At 47.1% G+C, this 15,377-nt stretch carries 10 protein-coding genes; all 10 read left to right on the forward strand.

Annotation, left to right across the window (positions count from 1 at the left end):
• Positions 1-81: 81 nt before the first annotated feature.
• The 10 genes from CLV42_RS31380 to CLV42_RS31425 all read left to right on the forward strand — a co-directional run bounded on the left by CLV42_RS31380 (position 82) and on the right by CLV42_RS31425 (position 15,279).
• Positions 82-3,516, forward strand: coding sequence for a TonB-dependent receptor (locus CLV42_RS31380; RefSeq protein ID WP_106605898.1), 3,435 nt, complete (start codon positions 82-84; stop codon positions 3,514-3,516).
• A gap of 20 nt (positions 3,517-3,536) precedes the next feature.
• Entirely contained in the window at positions 3,537-5,435 is a 1,899-nt protein-coding gene (locus CLV42_RS31385) for a RagB/SusD family nutrient uptake outer membrane protein (protein WP_106605899.1), read from the forward strand.
• 11 nt (positions 5,436-5,446) lie between these two features.
• Positions 5,447-6,163 carry a DUF3823 domain-containing protein gene (locus CLV42_RS31390; protein ID WP_106605900.1) on the forward strand — a complete coding sequence of 239 codons (717 nt, stop codon included), beginning with the start codon at positions 5,447-5,449 and terminating at the stop codon, positions 6,161-6,163.
• A 2-nt stretch (positions 6,164-6,165) separates the two neighbouring features.
• Entirely contained in the window at positions 6,166-7,188 is a 1,023-nt protein-coding gene (locus CLV42_RS31395; protein ID WP_106605901.1) for a glycoside hydrolase family 43 protein, read from the forward strand.
• 744 nt (positions 7,189-7,932) lie between these two features.
• On the forward strand, positions 7,933-9,219 hold the full coding sequence (locus CLV42_RS31400; RefSeq protein ID WP_106605902.1) for a peroxiredoxin family protein: 1,287 nt from the start codon (positions 7,933-7,935) through the stop codon (positions 9,217-9,219).
• Positions 9,220-9,339: 120 nt separating this feature from the next.
• Positions 9,340-9,999: a YceI family protein gene (locus CLV42_RS31405; RefSeq protein ID WP_106605903.1), complete on the forward strand. Its 660-nt coding sequence runs from the start codon at positions 9,340-9,342 to the stop codon at positions 9,997-9,999.
• Positions 9,999-10,934: a cytochrome-c peroxidase gene (locus CLV42_RS31410; protein ID WP_106605904.1), complete on the forward strand. Its 936-nt coding sequence runs from the start codon at positions 9,999-10,001 to the stop codon at positions 10,932-10,934. The genes CLV42_RS31405 and CLV42_RS31410 overlap by 1 nt, the downstream gene beginning before the upstream one ends.
• Positions 10,935-11,087: 153 nt before the next feature.
• Positions 11,088-13,538 (forward strand): TonB-dependent receptor plug domain-containing protein, encoded by a 2,451-nt coding sequence (locus CLV42_RS31415; protein ID WP_245901783.1) that lies wholly within the window; start codon positions 11,088-11,090, stop codon positions 13,536-13,538.
• A gap of 32 nt (positions 13,539-13,570) precedes the next feature.
• A complete protein-coding gene (locus CLV42_RS31420; RefSeq protein WP_170117719.1) occupies positions 13,571-14,404 on the forward strand; it encodes a DUF4397 domain-containing protein in 834 nt (277 codons plus the stop codon).
• A 14-nt stretch (positions 14,405-14,418) separates the two neighbouring features.
• On the forward strand, positions 14,419-15,279 hold the full coding sequence (locus CLV42_RS31425) for a cupin-like domain-containing protein (protein ID WP_106605907.1): 861 nt from the start codon (positions 14,419-14,421) through the stop codon (positions 15,277-15,279).
• Positions 15,280-15,377: the final 98 nt, after the last annotated feature.

Genomic DNA, 15,377 nt, shown 5'->3' on the forward strand with positions numbered 1-15,377 from the left:
TTTCACGTTGCCTTATACCCGCTCCACTGGGATAAGACAGCCCTTCTATTTCCCATATTATTAAGGAACACAATCCAAGTTATGAAAAAAAGATTACGAATCCGTGATTTAATCTTTCACGTTACGCGTACATGTGCCTCTCAACTGCTGGTTGCAGTGCTGTTTACAACCCTCACCTTTGCCGGCAGTGGCAAAGCCCAGGAAGTACTACAGGAGAAAATTACCCTGGAAATAAAACAACAGCCTGTCGGCAAAGTCCTGAGCCAGATAGAAAAGCTGGTCGACGTTAAATTCCTTTACAGCTCTTCACTCATCCAGTCAGACCGCAAAGTGGATGTAGTGGCCGAAAATGAAGCATTAGGCAATATCCTGAACAGCCTACTCTCCCCGCTGCAACTGCAGTATCATGTGTCTGGCCGTCAGATTGTGCTTAATCGATTACGGACACCTGCAACAGATCCTGGTATGCAGATGCAACCGGTAAGGATCAGCGGTAAAGTGACTGACGATAAAGGTCAGCCCCTGCCAGGTGTAAGCGTAAAACTAAAAGGCACGTCTACCGGCGCCACGACAGATGCTACAGGTACCTATGCCTTCAATGTGCCTGCCTTGAGTGGGATCCTGCTGTTTACCTATGTAGGTTTTGCCAGCAAAGAGATCGAGATCAATGGTAAGGATAACGTGAATGCCATACTGGAAGCATCTTCCACATCGCTCAGTGATGTGGTGATCGTTGGTTACGGCGCACAGAAAAAAGAGTCCCTGACAGGCGCGGTCGCTTCTATAACAAGTAAAGACTTAAATGGCATACATGCCGGATCTACTGTCAGTGCAGGATTGGCCGGTAAAATAGCCGGTGTGTCCTTCCGCTTTTCTGATGGCCGTCCCGGTGCCAGCGCTTCCATACAGATCAGGAACATGGGGAACCCACTGTATGTAATAGATGGTATTCAGCAGGATGAAGGCCAGTTCAATAACATTGCACCTAATGATATTGAAAGCATTACTGTATTGAAAGATGCTTCTGCCGCTATCTATGGTTTGCGCGCTGCAAATGGGGTAGTCGTAGTAACTACGAAACGCGGTAAACTGGGCAGTCGTAATACCATCAACGTAAACGTTTACAGGGGATGGCAGAACTGGACACGCTTCCCTAAAACAACCAATGCCTATGAGTGGATGGTGGGCAAAGCGGATGCTGACATGAACCAGTATGGTAAGACCGCCATCACACAGGCAGAGCTGGATAAATGGAAACAGGGTACAGAAACAGGCTATAAGAACTTTGACTGGTATAAGTTCATTGTAAAAGGCAACGCTCCGCTTACACAGATGAACCTCAACTTTACGGGTGGTTCTGATAGGATCAACTACTATGTATCTGCTACTCACCTGAAACAATATTCTGTACTGGGAAGAGAATTCACCTTCGAGCGTACCAACGTACAAAGCAATATAGAAGCCCGTGTATCCGATCGTTTTAAGATCGGAGCACAGATCAATGGACGTGTGGAAACCCGTGACCAGCCAGGCGTTCCCGGTGGTGACGACTATTGGGCTGCACGTTTTGCGATACTCCGTAACAGGCCTACCGAACGTGCCTACGCCAACGACAATCCGGACTATCCCAACGATATTGGCCACAACACAGAGAACTGGGCAGTGCAGAATAAAAAGCTGTCCGGTTACTGGCGCAGCGACTGGCGTGTATTACAATCCAACCTGACAGCCGAATACCAGTTCCCACTGGAAGGCCTGACAGCAAAGGGGCTGTTCTCTTACTACTATGCCAATGAAATTATGAACGGACATGAGTATACCTATAAAGTATATACGTACAATCCGGCTGATAGCTCCTATAACGTAACAGGCGGTAGCTCTAACCCTTACAGGGAAAGACGTAACAGGACTATCCTCACTCCTAACATCCAGGTGCAGCTCAACTATAATAAAGTATTCGGGCAACATACTGTTGGTGCTACATTGGTCGCAGAGCGTATTAAAAGAAGAGACCTGAGCAGCTATGTACACTCGGTGCCTACTACCAATCAGCTGCCATTGATCTATTTCTCCACGATGGATACTTATAATGATGCCGATGGTACAGAAGCACGTCTGGGATATATTGGCCGCGTGAACTACAACTACGCCGGCAAATATTACCTGGAAGTGTCAGCACGTAGAGATGCTTCCTGGAAGTTTTCACCTGATAAAAGATGGGGTACTTTCCCGGCTATATCCGGTGGATGGCGCCTGAGCGAAGAGCAGTTCTTTAGTACCGTGAGTAAGAAAGTGGTGAGTGAATTGAAATTGCGTGCTTCCTATGGTAAACTGGGAGATGACGATGTAGGTATCGGCCCGTACGACTATCTGGCTGGTTATAATTATAACGCCTCTACTGTTATACTGGATGGAAATGCCGTAATCGGTTCCAGCAATAAAGGCGTGCCTGTTAAAAACATCTCATGGTTTGTGAGCAGAACGCTGGACATTGGTCTTGACTACGGATTCCTCGACAGCAAGATCACCGGTGCAATAGATGTATTTAACAGGAGAAGAACAGGCCTGTTGGGCGCAAAATACGACATCCTGGTGCCTAGTGAACTCGGATATTCCCTGCCTTCTGAAAACGTGAACAGCGATCAGGTAGCCGGTATAGAAGGTTCCATTGCCTGGTCTACAAAAGTGCAGAAAGTCAACCTGAATATCGGAGGTAATGTTTCATACGCCAGGAACAAATCTCTGCATACTTACAAACCGGTATATAACAACTCATGGGATCACTACCGCAACTCCGTACAGGAACGGTTCAGCAATACCTTCTGGGGATATGAGGTGCAGGGCCAGTTCCAGTCGCAGGAGCAGATCAACAAATATCCTGTGAATGTGGATGGCGCGGGCAATAAAACACTGCTGCCGGGAGATCTTATCTATAAAGACCTTAACAAGGATGGTCTGATTAACGATATGGATATGCGTCCTATCGGCTATGGCACGGGCAGAAATCCAATTGTGAACTTTGGTCTGAACTTCGCTGCTTCCTGGAATGGTTTTGACGCACGTATTGATTTCTCCGGAGGAGGAGGTTATTCTTTCAACCGCAACTGGGAAATGCGCAATCCTTACCAGAATGGTGGCAACCTGTTGCTGGACCTATATGAAGATCGCTGGCACAGAGAAAATCCGCTGGACCTGAACAGTCGCTGGATACCCGGAAAATATCCTGCGTTGCGCTTCAATAACGGTGACCACAGCAGTTTTGGTAAGAACTCTGACTTCTGGCTCGTGAACGTAAAATACCTGCGCGCCAGAACAATTGAACTAGGATACACCATACCCAAAGAGCTGCTCAGCCGTGTGAAAATAGAAAGAGCCCGCTTCTATGTGAACGCTTACAATCTGTTCTCTATCGACAATATGAGGGGCATTGGTATTGATGCTGAGATTGTGGATGATAACGGTCTCACCTATCCGCAGAGCAAATTTGTGAACATTGGTTTTGAACTTTCTCTCTGATCTTTTAACTGCATAATAGCATGAAAAAATATTTGCTGACAATAGCAGCGGCCCTTGTAATGATATCCGGATGTGTAAAGGATGATGAATTCCTGAGCACAGACCCTAAAGACCTGCTGACAGATGACGCTGTATGGAAAAGCCCTGACCTGGTATTGTCCGTTCTTGCTGATCTGTACAATCGTTATCCTGAACAGCAGACTATTACCAACTGGGCGGAGTTTACCAATTTTGATGAAGCCTTTCCTTCCGAATCCGGCCAGTATTGGAGAACGAAACAGGTAGATTATCCGTACGACTGGTGGAACCTCTGGGATTATGGGTATATCCGTGACCTGAATCTTTTTGTACAGAAATGCAGTGCTGCGAAAGAACTGGCAGCAGATGTACGTGCGCGCTTTGTAGCAGAGGCACGTTTACTGCGTGCTGCCATTTACTTTGAAGAAGTAAAACGTATGGGAGGTGTACCATTGATCCTGGAACCGATGGAGTATAATTTCAGCGGCGATCCTACCTATCTGCAGCATGCGAGAGCGAAAGAATCAGAGATCTACGATTTTGTGATCAGTGAGATGGATAGCATCAAGACAGTACTGCCGGAAGATGCTGGCATCAAATCCCGCGCTACCAAATGGCTGGCACTGGCCATGCAATCAAGAGCGGCATTATATGCTGCGTCTATCGCAAAGTATGGCGCCACTACACCTTCCGTATCATTACCCGGAGGGGAAGTCGGCATATCCGCCGATAAAGCCACTGCTTATTACCAGACTGCTTTGGGTGCTGCACAGCAGATCATCGGCAGTGGTAAATATTCGCTGTATAAGAAGAAAGCAGAAGATCTGGAAGAGAACTTTGCGGCGCTGTTTTATGATAAAGCCAATAATCCCGAAGTGATCTTTGCACAGGACTTCAAACTGAAATCAGGTAAAACACAGGAATGGACCCTCGTCAATCAGCCGTGGTCTTCAGCGGAAGAACAGCAGGGCGGCAGGGTGAATCCATCACTCAACCTGGCACTGCTATATGAGAAACTGGATAACACGTATAGTCCCTTTGCTACTAATAACGGAAACGACTATATATACTACGACGATCCTAAGGATATTTTTGCCGGCAGGGATGCGCGTCTTGGAGGTACGATCATCCTGCCTGGCACCAAATTTAAAGGCGTACCGCTGGATATCTGGGCGGGTGTAATGTATTGGAAAGACGGGAAGTATAACACCATCACCGGCGACAACTTTGGAGATCTGGACAGCATTCCGGTAGCAGGCGCTCCTAAAAGCTCACAGGTAGTTGGCACTGATGGCCCGATAGACGGCTTACAGTTCAGCGCCCAGACAGGCTTCTTTGTACGTAAGTTCATGGACCCTACCGTAGGCTCCGGGCAGATCGGCACCCGAAGCGATGTATGGTGGGTGCGCTATCGCTATGCGGAAGTATTATTAAATGCCGCTGAAGCAGCTTTTGAATTAGGACAACCGGGCCTTTCATCCACTTATATAAATCAGCTGAGAGAGCGGGCTGGTTTTACGACCCCTTTAACAGAAGCGCAGATTTCTTTCGACAGGATCGTGCACGAAAGACGTGTAGAACTGGCCTTTGAAGGACATGAGATGTTCGATAACAAACGTTGGCGGCTGGCGCACAAGGTATGGAACGGAGAGAATATTTCAGCCAATGATGTGGTGAGCAACATCGGGAAAGCGGATAAGATCAATACGATGATCTACGGACTGTGGGGGTATAAAATATTCAACCCGGGAAGTCCTAATAATGGGAAATGGGTATACAGGGTAGTGAAGCCGTCCAATGTGACAGCGGCACACCGCTTCAACTTCGGGAACTATTATTCCCGCATCGGTTCAGATATCCTCAGCAATAATCCTAAGCTGGTAAAGAATCCCAACAACTAAAAAGCAACTACATGAAGAAAATATTTGTATATACGACATTGATACTGACTGCTTTTTCCTGCAGGAAGGACAACTACGAGGCGCCATCCTCCATGTTGTCAGGACATATTACTTATCAGGGAGTGCCGGTGAATGTCAGTTCAAAAGATGTAACTTTCGAACTGTGGGAGCCCGGCTGGGGTAAGAATGGCGCTATTTCCGTGGCGGTGAATGAGGATGGTTCTTACTCCGCATTGTTGTTCAATGGTAACTATAAATTGATCATACCTCCTTCCCAGGGGCCTTTCCGGTCAATTACCGATGCAGAGACAAAGTCTGATACGATGCTGCTGACAGTAAACGGCAGCCGCGAGATGGACATTGAAGTGATGCCCTATTATATGATCAGGGATGCCAAAATGGAAAGAACCGGTACGACAGTCATTAACAGCAGCTGCCGGCTGGAGAAGATCATCACCGATGCCAACGCCAGAAATGTAGAATCGGTATTCCTGTATCTGAACCAGACCAGCTTTGTAGATGCGACTAATTACATCGCCCGCAGTTCACTGGCAGGAAGTGATATTACTGATCCTGCCAATGTACACCTGAGCGTGAATATTCCGGATGTCATCTCGGGTAATGGCACTACCGGCGACCAGGATTATGTATTTGCGCGTATCGGTGTGAAGATCAGTGGCGTGGAAGACTTGTTGTTTTCCGAAGTACAGCAGATTAATCTTAAATAGTTATGATACGAATACTTGTTTGCCTGATGCTTTTGGTGGGAACAGTTGTGCAGGCGCAGGATACTTTCCGTAATCCCCTGTTGTCCAAAGGGCCTGATCCCTGGTGCATCTATAAGGATGGATATTACTATTACATGCACACCATGGGAAACCACCTGGAGCTATGGAAAACAAAGAATATCGCTTTCCTGAAAGATGCGGAGCATAAAACGATCTGGACGCCACCGGCTGCCGGTCCTTTTTCCAGGGATATCTGGGCGCCGGAGATTCATTTCCTGAGAGGCAAATGGTATGTCTATTTTGCGGCAGATGGCGGTGATAATCAATACCACCGGATCTATGCGCTGGAAAACAGCTCTCAGGACCCTATGAAGGGCGACTGGGTGTTCAAAAGCAAAGTAGCCGACGCGGAAGACAAATGGGCTATTGACGCCAGTGTATTTGAACATCGCGGTAAGTTGTATATGATCTGGTCAGGATGGGAAGGCAATAAGAATGGCCGGCAGGATATTTATATCGCAGCGATGAAAGATCCCCTGACAATCAGTGGAAAAAGGGTAAGGATCTCAAAGCCGGAATATGCCTGGGAAACCAAAGGAGACATTGGTGATCCCAACCTGCGGCATGTTGATGTGAATGAAGGGCCTGAAATGTTGAAGTATGGCAAGCGGCTTTTCATTGTATATTCCGGATCGGCTTGCTGGACAGACGACTATGCATTGGGAATGCTCGTGGCGGACGAAGACAGTGATCTGCTGGACCCCGCATCCTGGAAGAAGAAGCCGGAAGCAGTATTTAAACAATTACCCGGGAATAATGTATATGCTCCGGGGCATAACTCTTTTTTTACCTCTCCGGATGGGAAGGAGTACTGGATACTCTATCATGCGAATGATCATCCAGGTGATGGTTGCGGAGACAAGCGATCCCCTCGTATTCAGCGGTTTACCTGGGATAAGGAAGGATGGCCGGTATTTGGCAAGCCCATCAGAACTGACTCTTTGTTAAAAAGTCCCCGCTTATAGCGGGGATTTTTGTTTCCGGGACTATCTTTTTTGATAGATTAAACGATCGTTGTATTGCCAGATTGAGAAGGTATTGCTAACTTTTGTTATTGAATATATGCGACATCCCTCAAACTTGTCAGGACTGCCGTTTATTTTCAACCTGCATTATGTAGATTTAGATAGTAACATTAGTACCTTATTCTTTTTAGTTTTAATCACATGCCGTCAATCGTTTTACATTATGTTATCATTGCGAGCATTACAGTGATGTTTGTTTTAGTGAACAGGTTTTACGGTCACAAAACAAGTATCAACTGGAAAGAGAACAATGAACAGCTTTAAGCGCCACGTGTCAGGTAAAGCCCAGCATTAATTGAGTAGCGACCTAGCTTCTGCACTGAAGAAAAACAGATTATATCCCTATGTCCATACCTTCGGTAGTGGTGGTACCTTGCGCCATTTTTTATTAGTCTATAAAAATAATGGACTATTATTTGGAAAATAAGATTCACCATTCTATCTTTGTTATCACCACCCTAATTAAGCCACCATTAATTAGTTGATTTATAAAAATTAACTAACGTCGTTCAACATGTACAACTTCCTTCGTTCTTCCGGCTGTATGCCTTCCTGTTGTAGCTGATTTCTGCCTCTAGCAAGGCACTTCCATTCCATTTTGTCAGATATACTCTACAGCTGACCGCTTAGCGGAAGGAGATTGCCATGCCCTGAACTATCAACCATCAAACCAAATCTGCTCTCATGAAAAGAATTACCCGCATTGGAGTAAAAGGCCTGCTGGCCGCTGTACTTTTTAGCAGCACTGTACTGGCTGCAGAGAAAAAGCCCCTGTTTCTAAAAGAAGGTGTGTGGCGTGGTGTTTTTACCGTCAATGAAGCCAATGTCCCCTTCAACTTTGAACTGAAAGGTAAAGACCCTGAACATGTCGTTTTTACACTCATTAATGGTCATCGGCGTGATGACTTTAAAGTGAAACGTATTGCAGACGATTCACTTTTTGTGAAGATGAACACCTACGATGCTGCACTGTTTGCAAAGATCGAATCAGACGGCCGTATTACCGGTGAATACAGAAGCCTGGTGCCTAATTTCCGGGGTAATGCACTGCCCTTTGTTGCAGAAGCGGGCAAGAAATACCGCTTTATAGAACCGGGGAAAGATGTCAAACCTGCATATGATCTGTCAGGTAAATGGGAATTGCAGATCTATAGCAAAGAGCCTACTCCCAACCGCATCGGATTACTGAAACAGGAAGGGAATAAACTGACCGGTGTAATCATGTCTGTAGTGGGGGACAGCCGGGAACTGGAAGGCACTGTACAGGGCGACCAGTTCGAACTGTCAGGATTCACTGGCCCGAGCCCTATTTATATAAAAGGGAAGATCAATGGTGATCAGTCTTTCAGCGGAGAGCTGAGCCTGGGCATCTACAACAATGTAAAGTTTGACGGCAATAAAAATGCGGAAGCAGAATTGCCCGATCCTTATAAACTCACTTATCTCAAAGAAGGATATAATAAGTTGGATTTTACCTTACCCGATCTGAACGGTCAGCAGGTATCACTGAGTGATGCCAAGTACAAAGGCAAGGTGGTCATCGTAGAAATAATCGGCACCTGGTGTCCCAACTGTACAGACCAGACAGCATTCCTTGCTCCCTGGTTCAAAAAGAACAAAACACGCGGCGTGGAAGCGATCGCTATAGGTTTTGAGCAGAAAGATGATCTCGAATATGCCAGGTATACACTGGGTAAATTAAAAGATAAATACGGAATTGAATATGATATTCTTTTTGGTGGCATTGCTGATAAAAAAGTGGCTTCGGAAAAATTACCGGCCCTCAACCGTATGATGGCCTTCCCCACAACGATCATCATTGATCGCAAAGGAGAAGTAAGGCAGATCCATACAGGTTATACAGGAGAAGTAACTGGTCAGTACTTCAAATCATACGTGGAGAAATGGAACAAAGACCTGGACGCGCTGATTGACGAACCAGCTCCGCAGGATGTTGCCAGCATCCACTAACCATATTATTATCGTCAGATGATGACCCTATCTGTTTCTGGTTCTTCATGTTGTTTTCTGTAGACAGGCCTGTGGGGCTGTGCAGACAGCCTTCACAGGTCCTTTTAAAAACAAATTATTATGAAACTCTTCCAACACGCAGCCTCCTTTGCTTCTATAGGTGTGATAGCCGTCATCACCGCTTTTACCGTACAGGTAAAGAATACGCACCCTTTACCTACAACTGTTCATAACATTATTGCAGTGAATAAAGTAACTGCATTCCAGGTGGATAACAAGAACAGTAAACTGTTGTGGACCGCACATAAAGTGACCGGTGAACATACTGGTACCATTAACATCAGCAGTGGTACACTAAATGTAGAGAACAACGCTTTAAAGAACGGTAGTTTCAAACTGGATACGCGCAGCATCACAGTCACAGACATCAAAGATGCTGACAGCAACGCGAAACTTACTGGTCATTTGAAAAGTGATGATTTCTTTGCGGTAGAAAAATATCCTTCAGCTGATTTTCAGATCACAGGTATCAAACCTCAAAGTAATAACCAATATGATCTGACAGGTAAGCTGACTATCAAAGGTATTACCAATGATATCAGTTTTCCCGCCACCATCAAGGTGGATAAGGATAAGCTGACTGCTACCGCAAAGGTGAAAATAGACAGGACGAAGTATGATATCAAATACCGTTCGAAGAACTATTTCGAGAACCTTGGTGACAAAGCGATCTATGACGATTTTGAGCTGGACATCACATTGTTGGCAAATGCGCAGTAATGAAGCAGTGGTACATCGCAGGGATATTGCTATCTGCAGTCATGCTGCTGGCCTTTCATTCAGAGGAACCGTTAACACGTGCAAAGCTGGGGGAACAGTTGTTCTTTGATCCGGTATTGTCGGGCGACAGAACAATCAGTTGTGCATCCTGCCATCAGCCACAATTTGCATTTGCAGATACGGCTGCATTCAGCAAAGGTATTCATGGCCAGCTGACGAGGCGGAATACGCCTTCCATCACCAATCAGCGTGGCAGACCCAGTTTCTTCTGGGATGGGCGCAGCGCTTCATTGGAAGAGCAGGCAAAACAGCCGATCATCGCCGCAGGCGAAATGGGCTTACCTATTGAAGATGCAGTAAAGCGACTGAATGCAGACAGTGCCTATGTGCGCGCTTTCAGAAAATTGTTCAACAGTGTGCCGACTGAGAAAAATCTGCTGGATGCACTCGCCGCATATGAACGTACTTTAGAAACAGCTAATAGCCCTTATGACAGATATATTAACGGAGACGATCAGGCCATTTCACCAGCAGCTGCCAGAGGCAGATTGTTATTCATCGGTAAGGCTAATTGTAGCAATTGCCACTCCGGAGAAGACTTTACTGCCGACCGTTTTAAGAACATCGGCTTGTACAATGGCACTACACTGACAGATGCCGGGCGCTTTGAAGTAACAAAAGACAGTGCACAACTGGGATTCTTCAAAGTGCCCGGTCTCCGGAATGTGGCAGTGACGGCGCCTTACATGCATAACGGTATGTTTAAGACGCTGCGAGAAGTAATACAATACTATAATAATCCCGATGCCATTGTACATGGCGGTATAAAAAGGGATCTGTCACTAAATACACCATTGAATTTAACAGCTACCGAAATAGATGAACTGGAAGCATTTTTAAAAACATTGACCGACGACCGTTTTATCAACCAATAATCAAAGTCCCCGTAGTCGGGCAACCTTATCTTATTAACATTATCAACATGAGAATCTTTACTATCTTTTTTTTTTTTACTGCTGTTTGCGGGCAACAGGCTGTCTGCACAGTCGCAGGAGAAGGACACCCTCGCCCGGCGTCATCTGGGAGAGGTGCAGATAGTGGGTTCCCGCAGTGTGACCCGTACCCGGTTGAATGCACCGGTACCGGTAGATGTCATTAACCTTCGGTCTTTACAGGAAAATGCCCCACAAACCAGTGTGACGCAGTTGCTGCAATACATCTCTCCCTCCTTTCACTCAGTGAATGGCAGCAACGCCGGTGATGCAGGTTCCGCACTCAATCTTGCGCAATTAAAGGGGTTGGGTGTGGACCAGCTACTGGTACTTGTAAACGGAAAACGAAGACATAAAAGCGCCAACATCAATTGGGGAGGCTTGGGCAATGGTGCGACAGGATACGACCTGAACGCAATCCCTGCGGGTGCAATAGAGCGCATCGAAATACTGCGTGATGGCGCTGCTGCACAATATGGCTCTGATGCCATCGCTGGTGTGATCAATATCGTGCTGAAGAAATCAACCGATGATATCAACCTCAGTTCCACTGCCAGTGTACGACGCCGGGGAGATGGATTGACCACACGTTCCAACCTTAGCTATGGCATTAAAATAGGACAACAGGGCGGCTACCTGCATCTCACTGCCGAATTTGCCACACAGGGCATTGCATTGCCGGCAGGCAGAAAGGACGCCGGGTTATACAATGGCCCCATCTATGGTGGTGGCGCCAATACCCGCGGATATGATGCTATCTATACAAAAGAGATAGATGATGCGATACTGGCCAGCCGTGGCATAGACCGTCATTATTTTGATCAGCGGGGAGGCGGGTCCAACAAGGCCAAAGATGCACTGCTGGCATTCAACGCGGCCATTCCGCTGAAAGAGGGTGTAGAGCTATATACGTTTGGCGGTATCAGTCATCGTAACTCGGAGTTCACTGCGGTATACCGCTTGCCGGGATGGACAGAAAGAAATAATTCCTTCCTGTATCCGGATGGTTTTCTGCCGGAGATGGACAATACTATCACCGATAAATCTATCGCCGTAGGCATCAAAGGAAAATTAAGAGAGTGGACGGTTGATCTTTCCAATGTATACGGTAAGAACGATTTTGGCAATGTAATAGACAATTCCCTGAATGCAAGTTATGGTCTGAAGAGCCCTACCACCTTCGATGCCGGCCGTTATAACGCTTCGCAGAATACGGCCAGTCTGGACATCTCCAGGTATTTTGACAAAGTACTGAAAGGCATCAATGTGGCCTTCGGCGGACAATACCGGGTAGAAACCTACCAGATCATTGCGGGAGAAGAAGCGTCTTATGCAAAGGCGGATCTGCGCAATGTGTATAACATCGATACAACTGCTGCAGGCGTGCCTTATTTATCATCTGCAGGATTGATAGCGCTGAATGGTCTATCGCCGGGATCACAGATACACGCCGGATTCAGACCTGCCAATGAAGTAAATGTTAACCGGGCTGTTGCCGCAGGTTATCTCGATATTGAAGCCAATATTACCGCTCGCTGGTTATTGTCTGCAGCCATCAGGGCAGAACATTTCTCTGACTTTGGCAATGTTACTACCTGGAAAGTTGCCAGTCGTTATAGCCTGGCTAAATGGCTGGCTTTCCGGGGAGCCTATAATACCGGTTTCCGTGCACCGGACCTTGCACAGTTCTATTATACAGAAACATCTACCACTTTCCAGCAGGGACGGGCAGTAGATCTTGTAACAGCGTCTAACAAAAGCGCTGCTGCAAGAGCACTGGGCATCCCTGCCCTGACACCTGAAAGATCAAAGGGCTTTAGTGCTGGTATTACTTCTCAACCGGCGCCGCGAGTGGAGTTGACATTGGATGCGTATCATATTGAAATAGAAAACCGGGTAGGTAACACCGGTAACTTTTCCGCCCTGGATAATAATCTGCCGGAAGATGTGAGGGCCTTGTTGCTACAGACAGGCACAACACAGGCCAAGTTTTTTTATAACGCATTCAGCACCCGTACAAAGGGAATTGAATTCACAGGCAGCTATAAACTGCTGTTAGATCATGGAACATTGTCATTCCTGGCAGGCGCTAATTTTTCCCGTAATGAAGTAACAGGTGTAAATACGCCTAAAGGCCTGGAAGCATATCGTTATGTCATTTTCAGTGAAGCAGAGAAGGCGCGTGTAACGACAAATATTCCGCAGCAGAAAATCACATTACAAGGAATATACAACATCCGTAAATGGAACCTCCTGCTCCGTACCGTCTATTTTGGCAGTGTTACCACGGCGACGGCGCAGAATGCTACTTTCCCGAGACCGGATTATTTCTTCCAGAAGCTGAAACCTATTTGGGTAACAGACCTGTCGGCAGGCTATCATATTACCCCACAGCTGTTGGCCACAATAGGCGTCAACAATGTTTTTGATGTGCTGGGCGATTATACGGATGCTGGTATATCCGGTCTTCGCAATCCAACTGTGGTTGGTATACAGAATGGCAGTGCCGGTATCCAGCCTTTTGCCCGGTTACTGGCTCAATTTTAAACGCGCTTAAGGGGCGCATTAAAATGCAGAACATGAATACGAAGACCAATATCATTGCTCATATTTTTTCGCCCCGCTTTGCGGCGATATTGCTTCTTACCGGCTCGCAGGCCGCTTGCAAGAAGGCTGATTACCTGGATGTGAACGCCGGAGATAGACCCCCGCTTAGCGCGCAGATCAGTTTTGTGAATGCGCGCCCTGTTGACATTCCTTTGCAATTCTGGGCATTCACGGCACAGGTAACAACAACGGCTATAGGTGTTGGCAAAGCCTCGCCCTATCTGCCAACAGTATTTGGGAATGTGCAGATCAACTTTACAGAAGGCACAGGCACCAGTTACAAGCTGTCACGCCAGTTCGGCAACCAGGCTGCTTTTACCGCCAGTGGTGGGCCGAACGGACCTGTTGCAGGTTATTACCACACGGTCTTTGCCGCCAGCAGCAAAACAGATATTACAAAAGACACCCTCATACTGTTCTATGACAACCTGAAAGCCCCTGCCGCCGGCAAAGCCAAACTACGCTTCGTTCATCTTGCGCCGGGCATTCCGGCTGTAAGTATCACCTTTGAACAACAGGGTGGGAAGAGCCTGTTGTTCGGAAGCGTGGATTATGGTCGTGCCGGCGGCTCTGTACTGACAGGCGACAGCCTGAATGTATGGTCGCTCGGGCCTTTTATTGAAGTACCGGCAGGTACTGCAGGGCTGACAGTGAGCACAAGTGCCGACAACAGTCCACTAGTCATTGAAGGGGAAACATTTTCTAACCTGACACTCGAGGCGGGGAAAAGCTATACCGCCTTCCTTTACAAGGCGCCAGGCAAGTCAGCGACAGGAGGCGCTATCATTACACACCTTGAGAACTAACAACAGAATATATCATGCAACTGAAACCTGTAACAACCATTAGTGGATACACCCGGCAGCAGTTTACGAGCGAATTTCTGGAACGCAGTATTCCAGTGCTCATAAAGGATTTTATTCATCCGGAGAGTGAAGCCTTGAAGAAATGGAACTACGATTATTTCCGCCAGGAAGCCGGCGAAGTGATGGTCGGTGTGCACAATGAGGAAAACGCGCATCTGGACAAGGCGACAAGCCAGCCGGCAGAAAAAATGAAGTTTGGCGATTACCTGGACCTGATTGAATCAAGGCCCACCGTGAGGCGTTTGTTCCTGTTTAACCTGCTGCGGGAGCGGCCGGACATCAAGCAACAGCTGAAGGTGAGAAAACTGGCGGATAACCTGCTGACCTGGCTACCCTTTCTGTTCTTTGGCGGAGAGGGATCTTCTGTGAGGTATCATTACGATATTGATATGTCGCATGTATTCCTTTCTCAGTTCCAGGGAGTGAAAAAGGTGTGGTTATTCCCCAATGAGCAATCAGACCTTTTATACCGCTTACCATGGAATTTCCATGGCATTGCAGATCTGCGCAATCCTGATTATGAGGCCTTCCCTGCACTCCGGCATTTGAATGGCTGGGAGTGCACCCTGCATTTCGGAGAAACGCTGTTCATACCTTCCGGCTACTGGCATTACATCCAGTATGAGACGGCAGGGTACTCTGTGGCTTATCGTGCTTTACCGGTCTCTATGCTGAAACGTGCGGTAGGCGTACGGAATATTTTTATCACGAGGCGCTTTGACGATGCCATGCGGAAGATACTGGGGAAGAAGTGGTTCGACTATAAGATGAAGACGGCATACAGGAGGGCCGAAAGGGCGGTGAATACCAGATAGCCGGTAGAGGTTCGGTCGAGGTAGCCTCATCCTCCCTTAATCTTCCGTTCCGGAACGGAAGATTAAGGGAGGATGAGGCTACCTCGACCGAACCTCTA

Source organism: Chitinophaga ginsengisoli, from assembly GCF_003014595.1.
Classification (GTDB): Bacteria; Bacteroidota; Bacteroidia; order Chitinophagales; family Chitinophagaceae; genus Chitinophaga; species Chitinophaga ginsengisoli.

Bases quoted from the DNA above. Each gene is read 5' to 3' on its own strand.
- CLV42_RS31380 (WP_106605898.1), top strand. From the start codon at position 82: ATGAAAAAAAGATTACGAATCCGTGATTTAATCTTTCACGTTACGCGT.
- CLV42_RS31385 (WP_106605899.1), top strand. From the start codon at position 3,537: ATGAAAAAATATTTGCTGACAATAGCAGCGGCCCTTGTAATGATATCC.
- CLV42_RS31390 (WP_106605900.1), top strand. From the start codon at position 5,447: ATGAAGAAAATATTTGTATATACGACATTGATACTGACTGCTTTTTCC.
- CLV42_RS31395 (WP_106605901.1), top strand. From the start codon at position 6,166: ATGATACGAATACTTGTTTGCCTGATGCTTTTGGTGGGAACAGTTGTG.
- CLV42_RS31400 (WP_106605902.1), top strand. From the start codon at position 7,933: ATGAAAAGAATTACCCGCATTGGAGTAAAAGGCCTGCTGGCCGCTGTA.
- CLV42_RS31405 (WP_106605903.1), top strand. From the start codon at position 9,340: ATGAAACTCTTCCAACACGCAGCCTCCTTTGCTTCTATAGGTGTGATA.
- CLV42_RS31410 (WP_106605904.1), top strand. From the start codon at position 9,999: ATGAAGCAGTGGTACATCGCAGGGATATTGCTATCTGCAGTCATGCTG.
- CLV42_RS31420 (WP_170117719.1), top strand. From the start codon at position 13,571: ATGAATACGAAGACCAATATCATTGCTCATATTTTTTCGCCCCGCTTT.
- CLV42_RS31425 (WP_106605907.1), top strand. From the start codon at position 14,419: ATGCAACTGAAACCTGTAACAACCATTAGTGGATACACCCGGCAGCAG.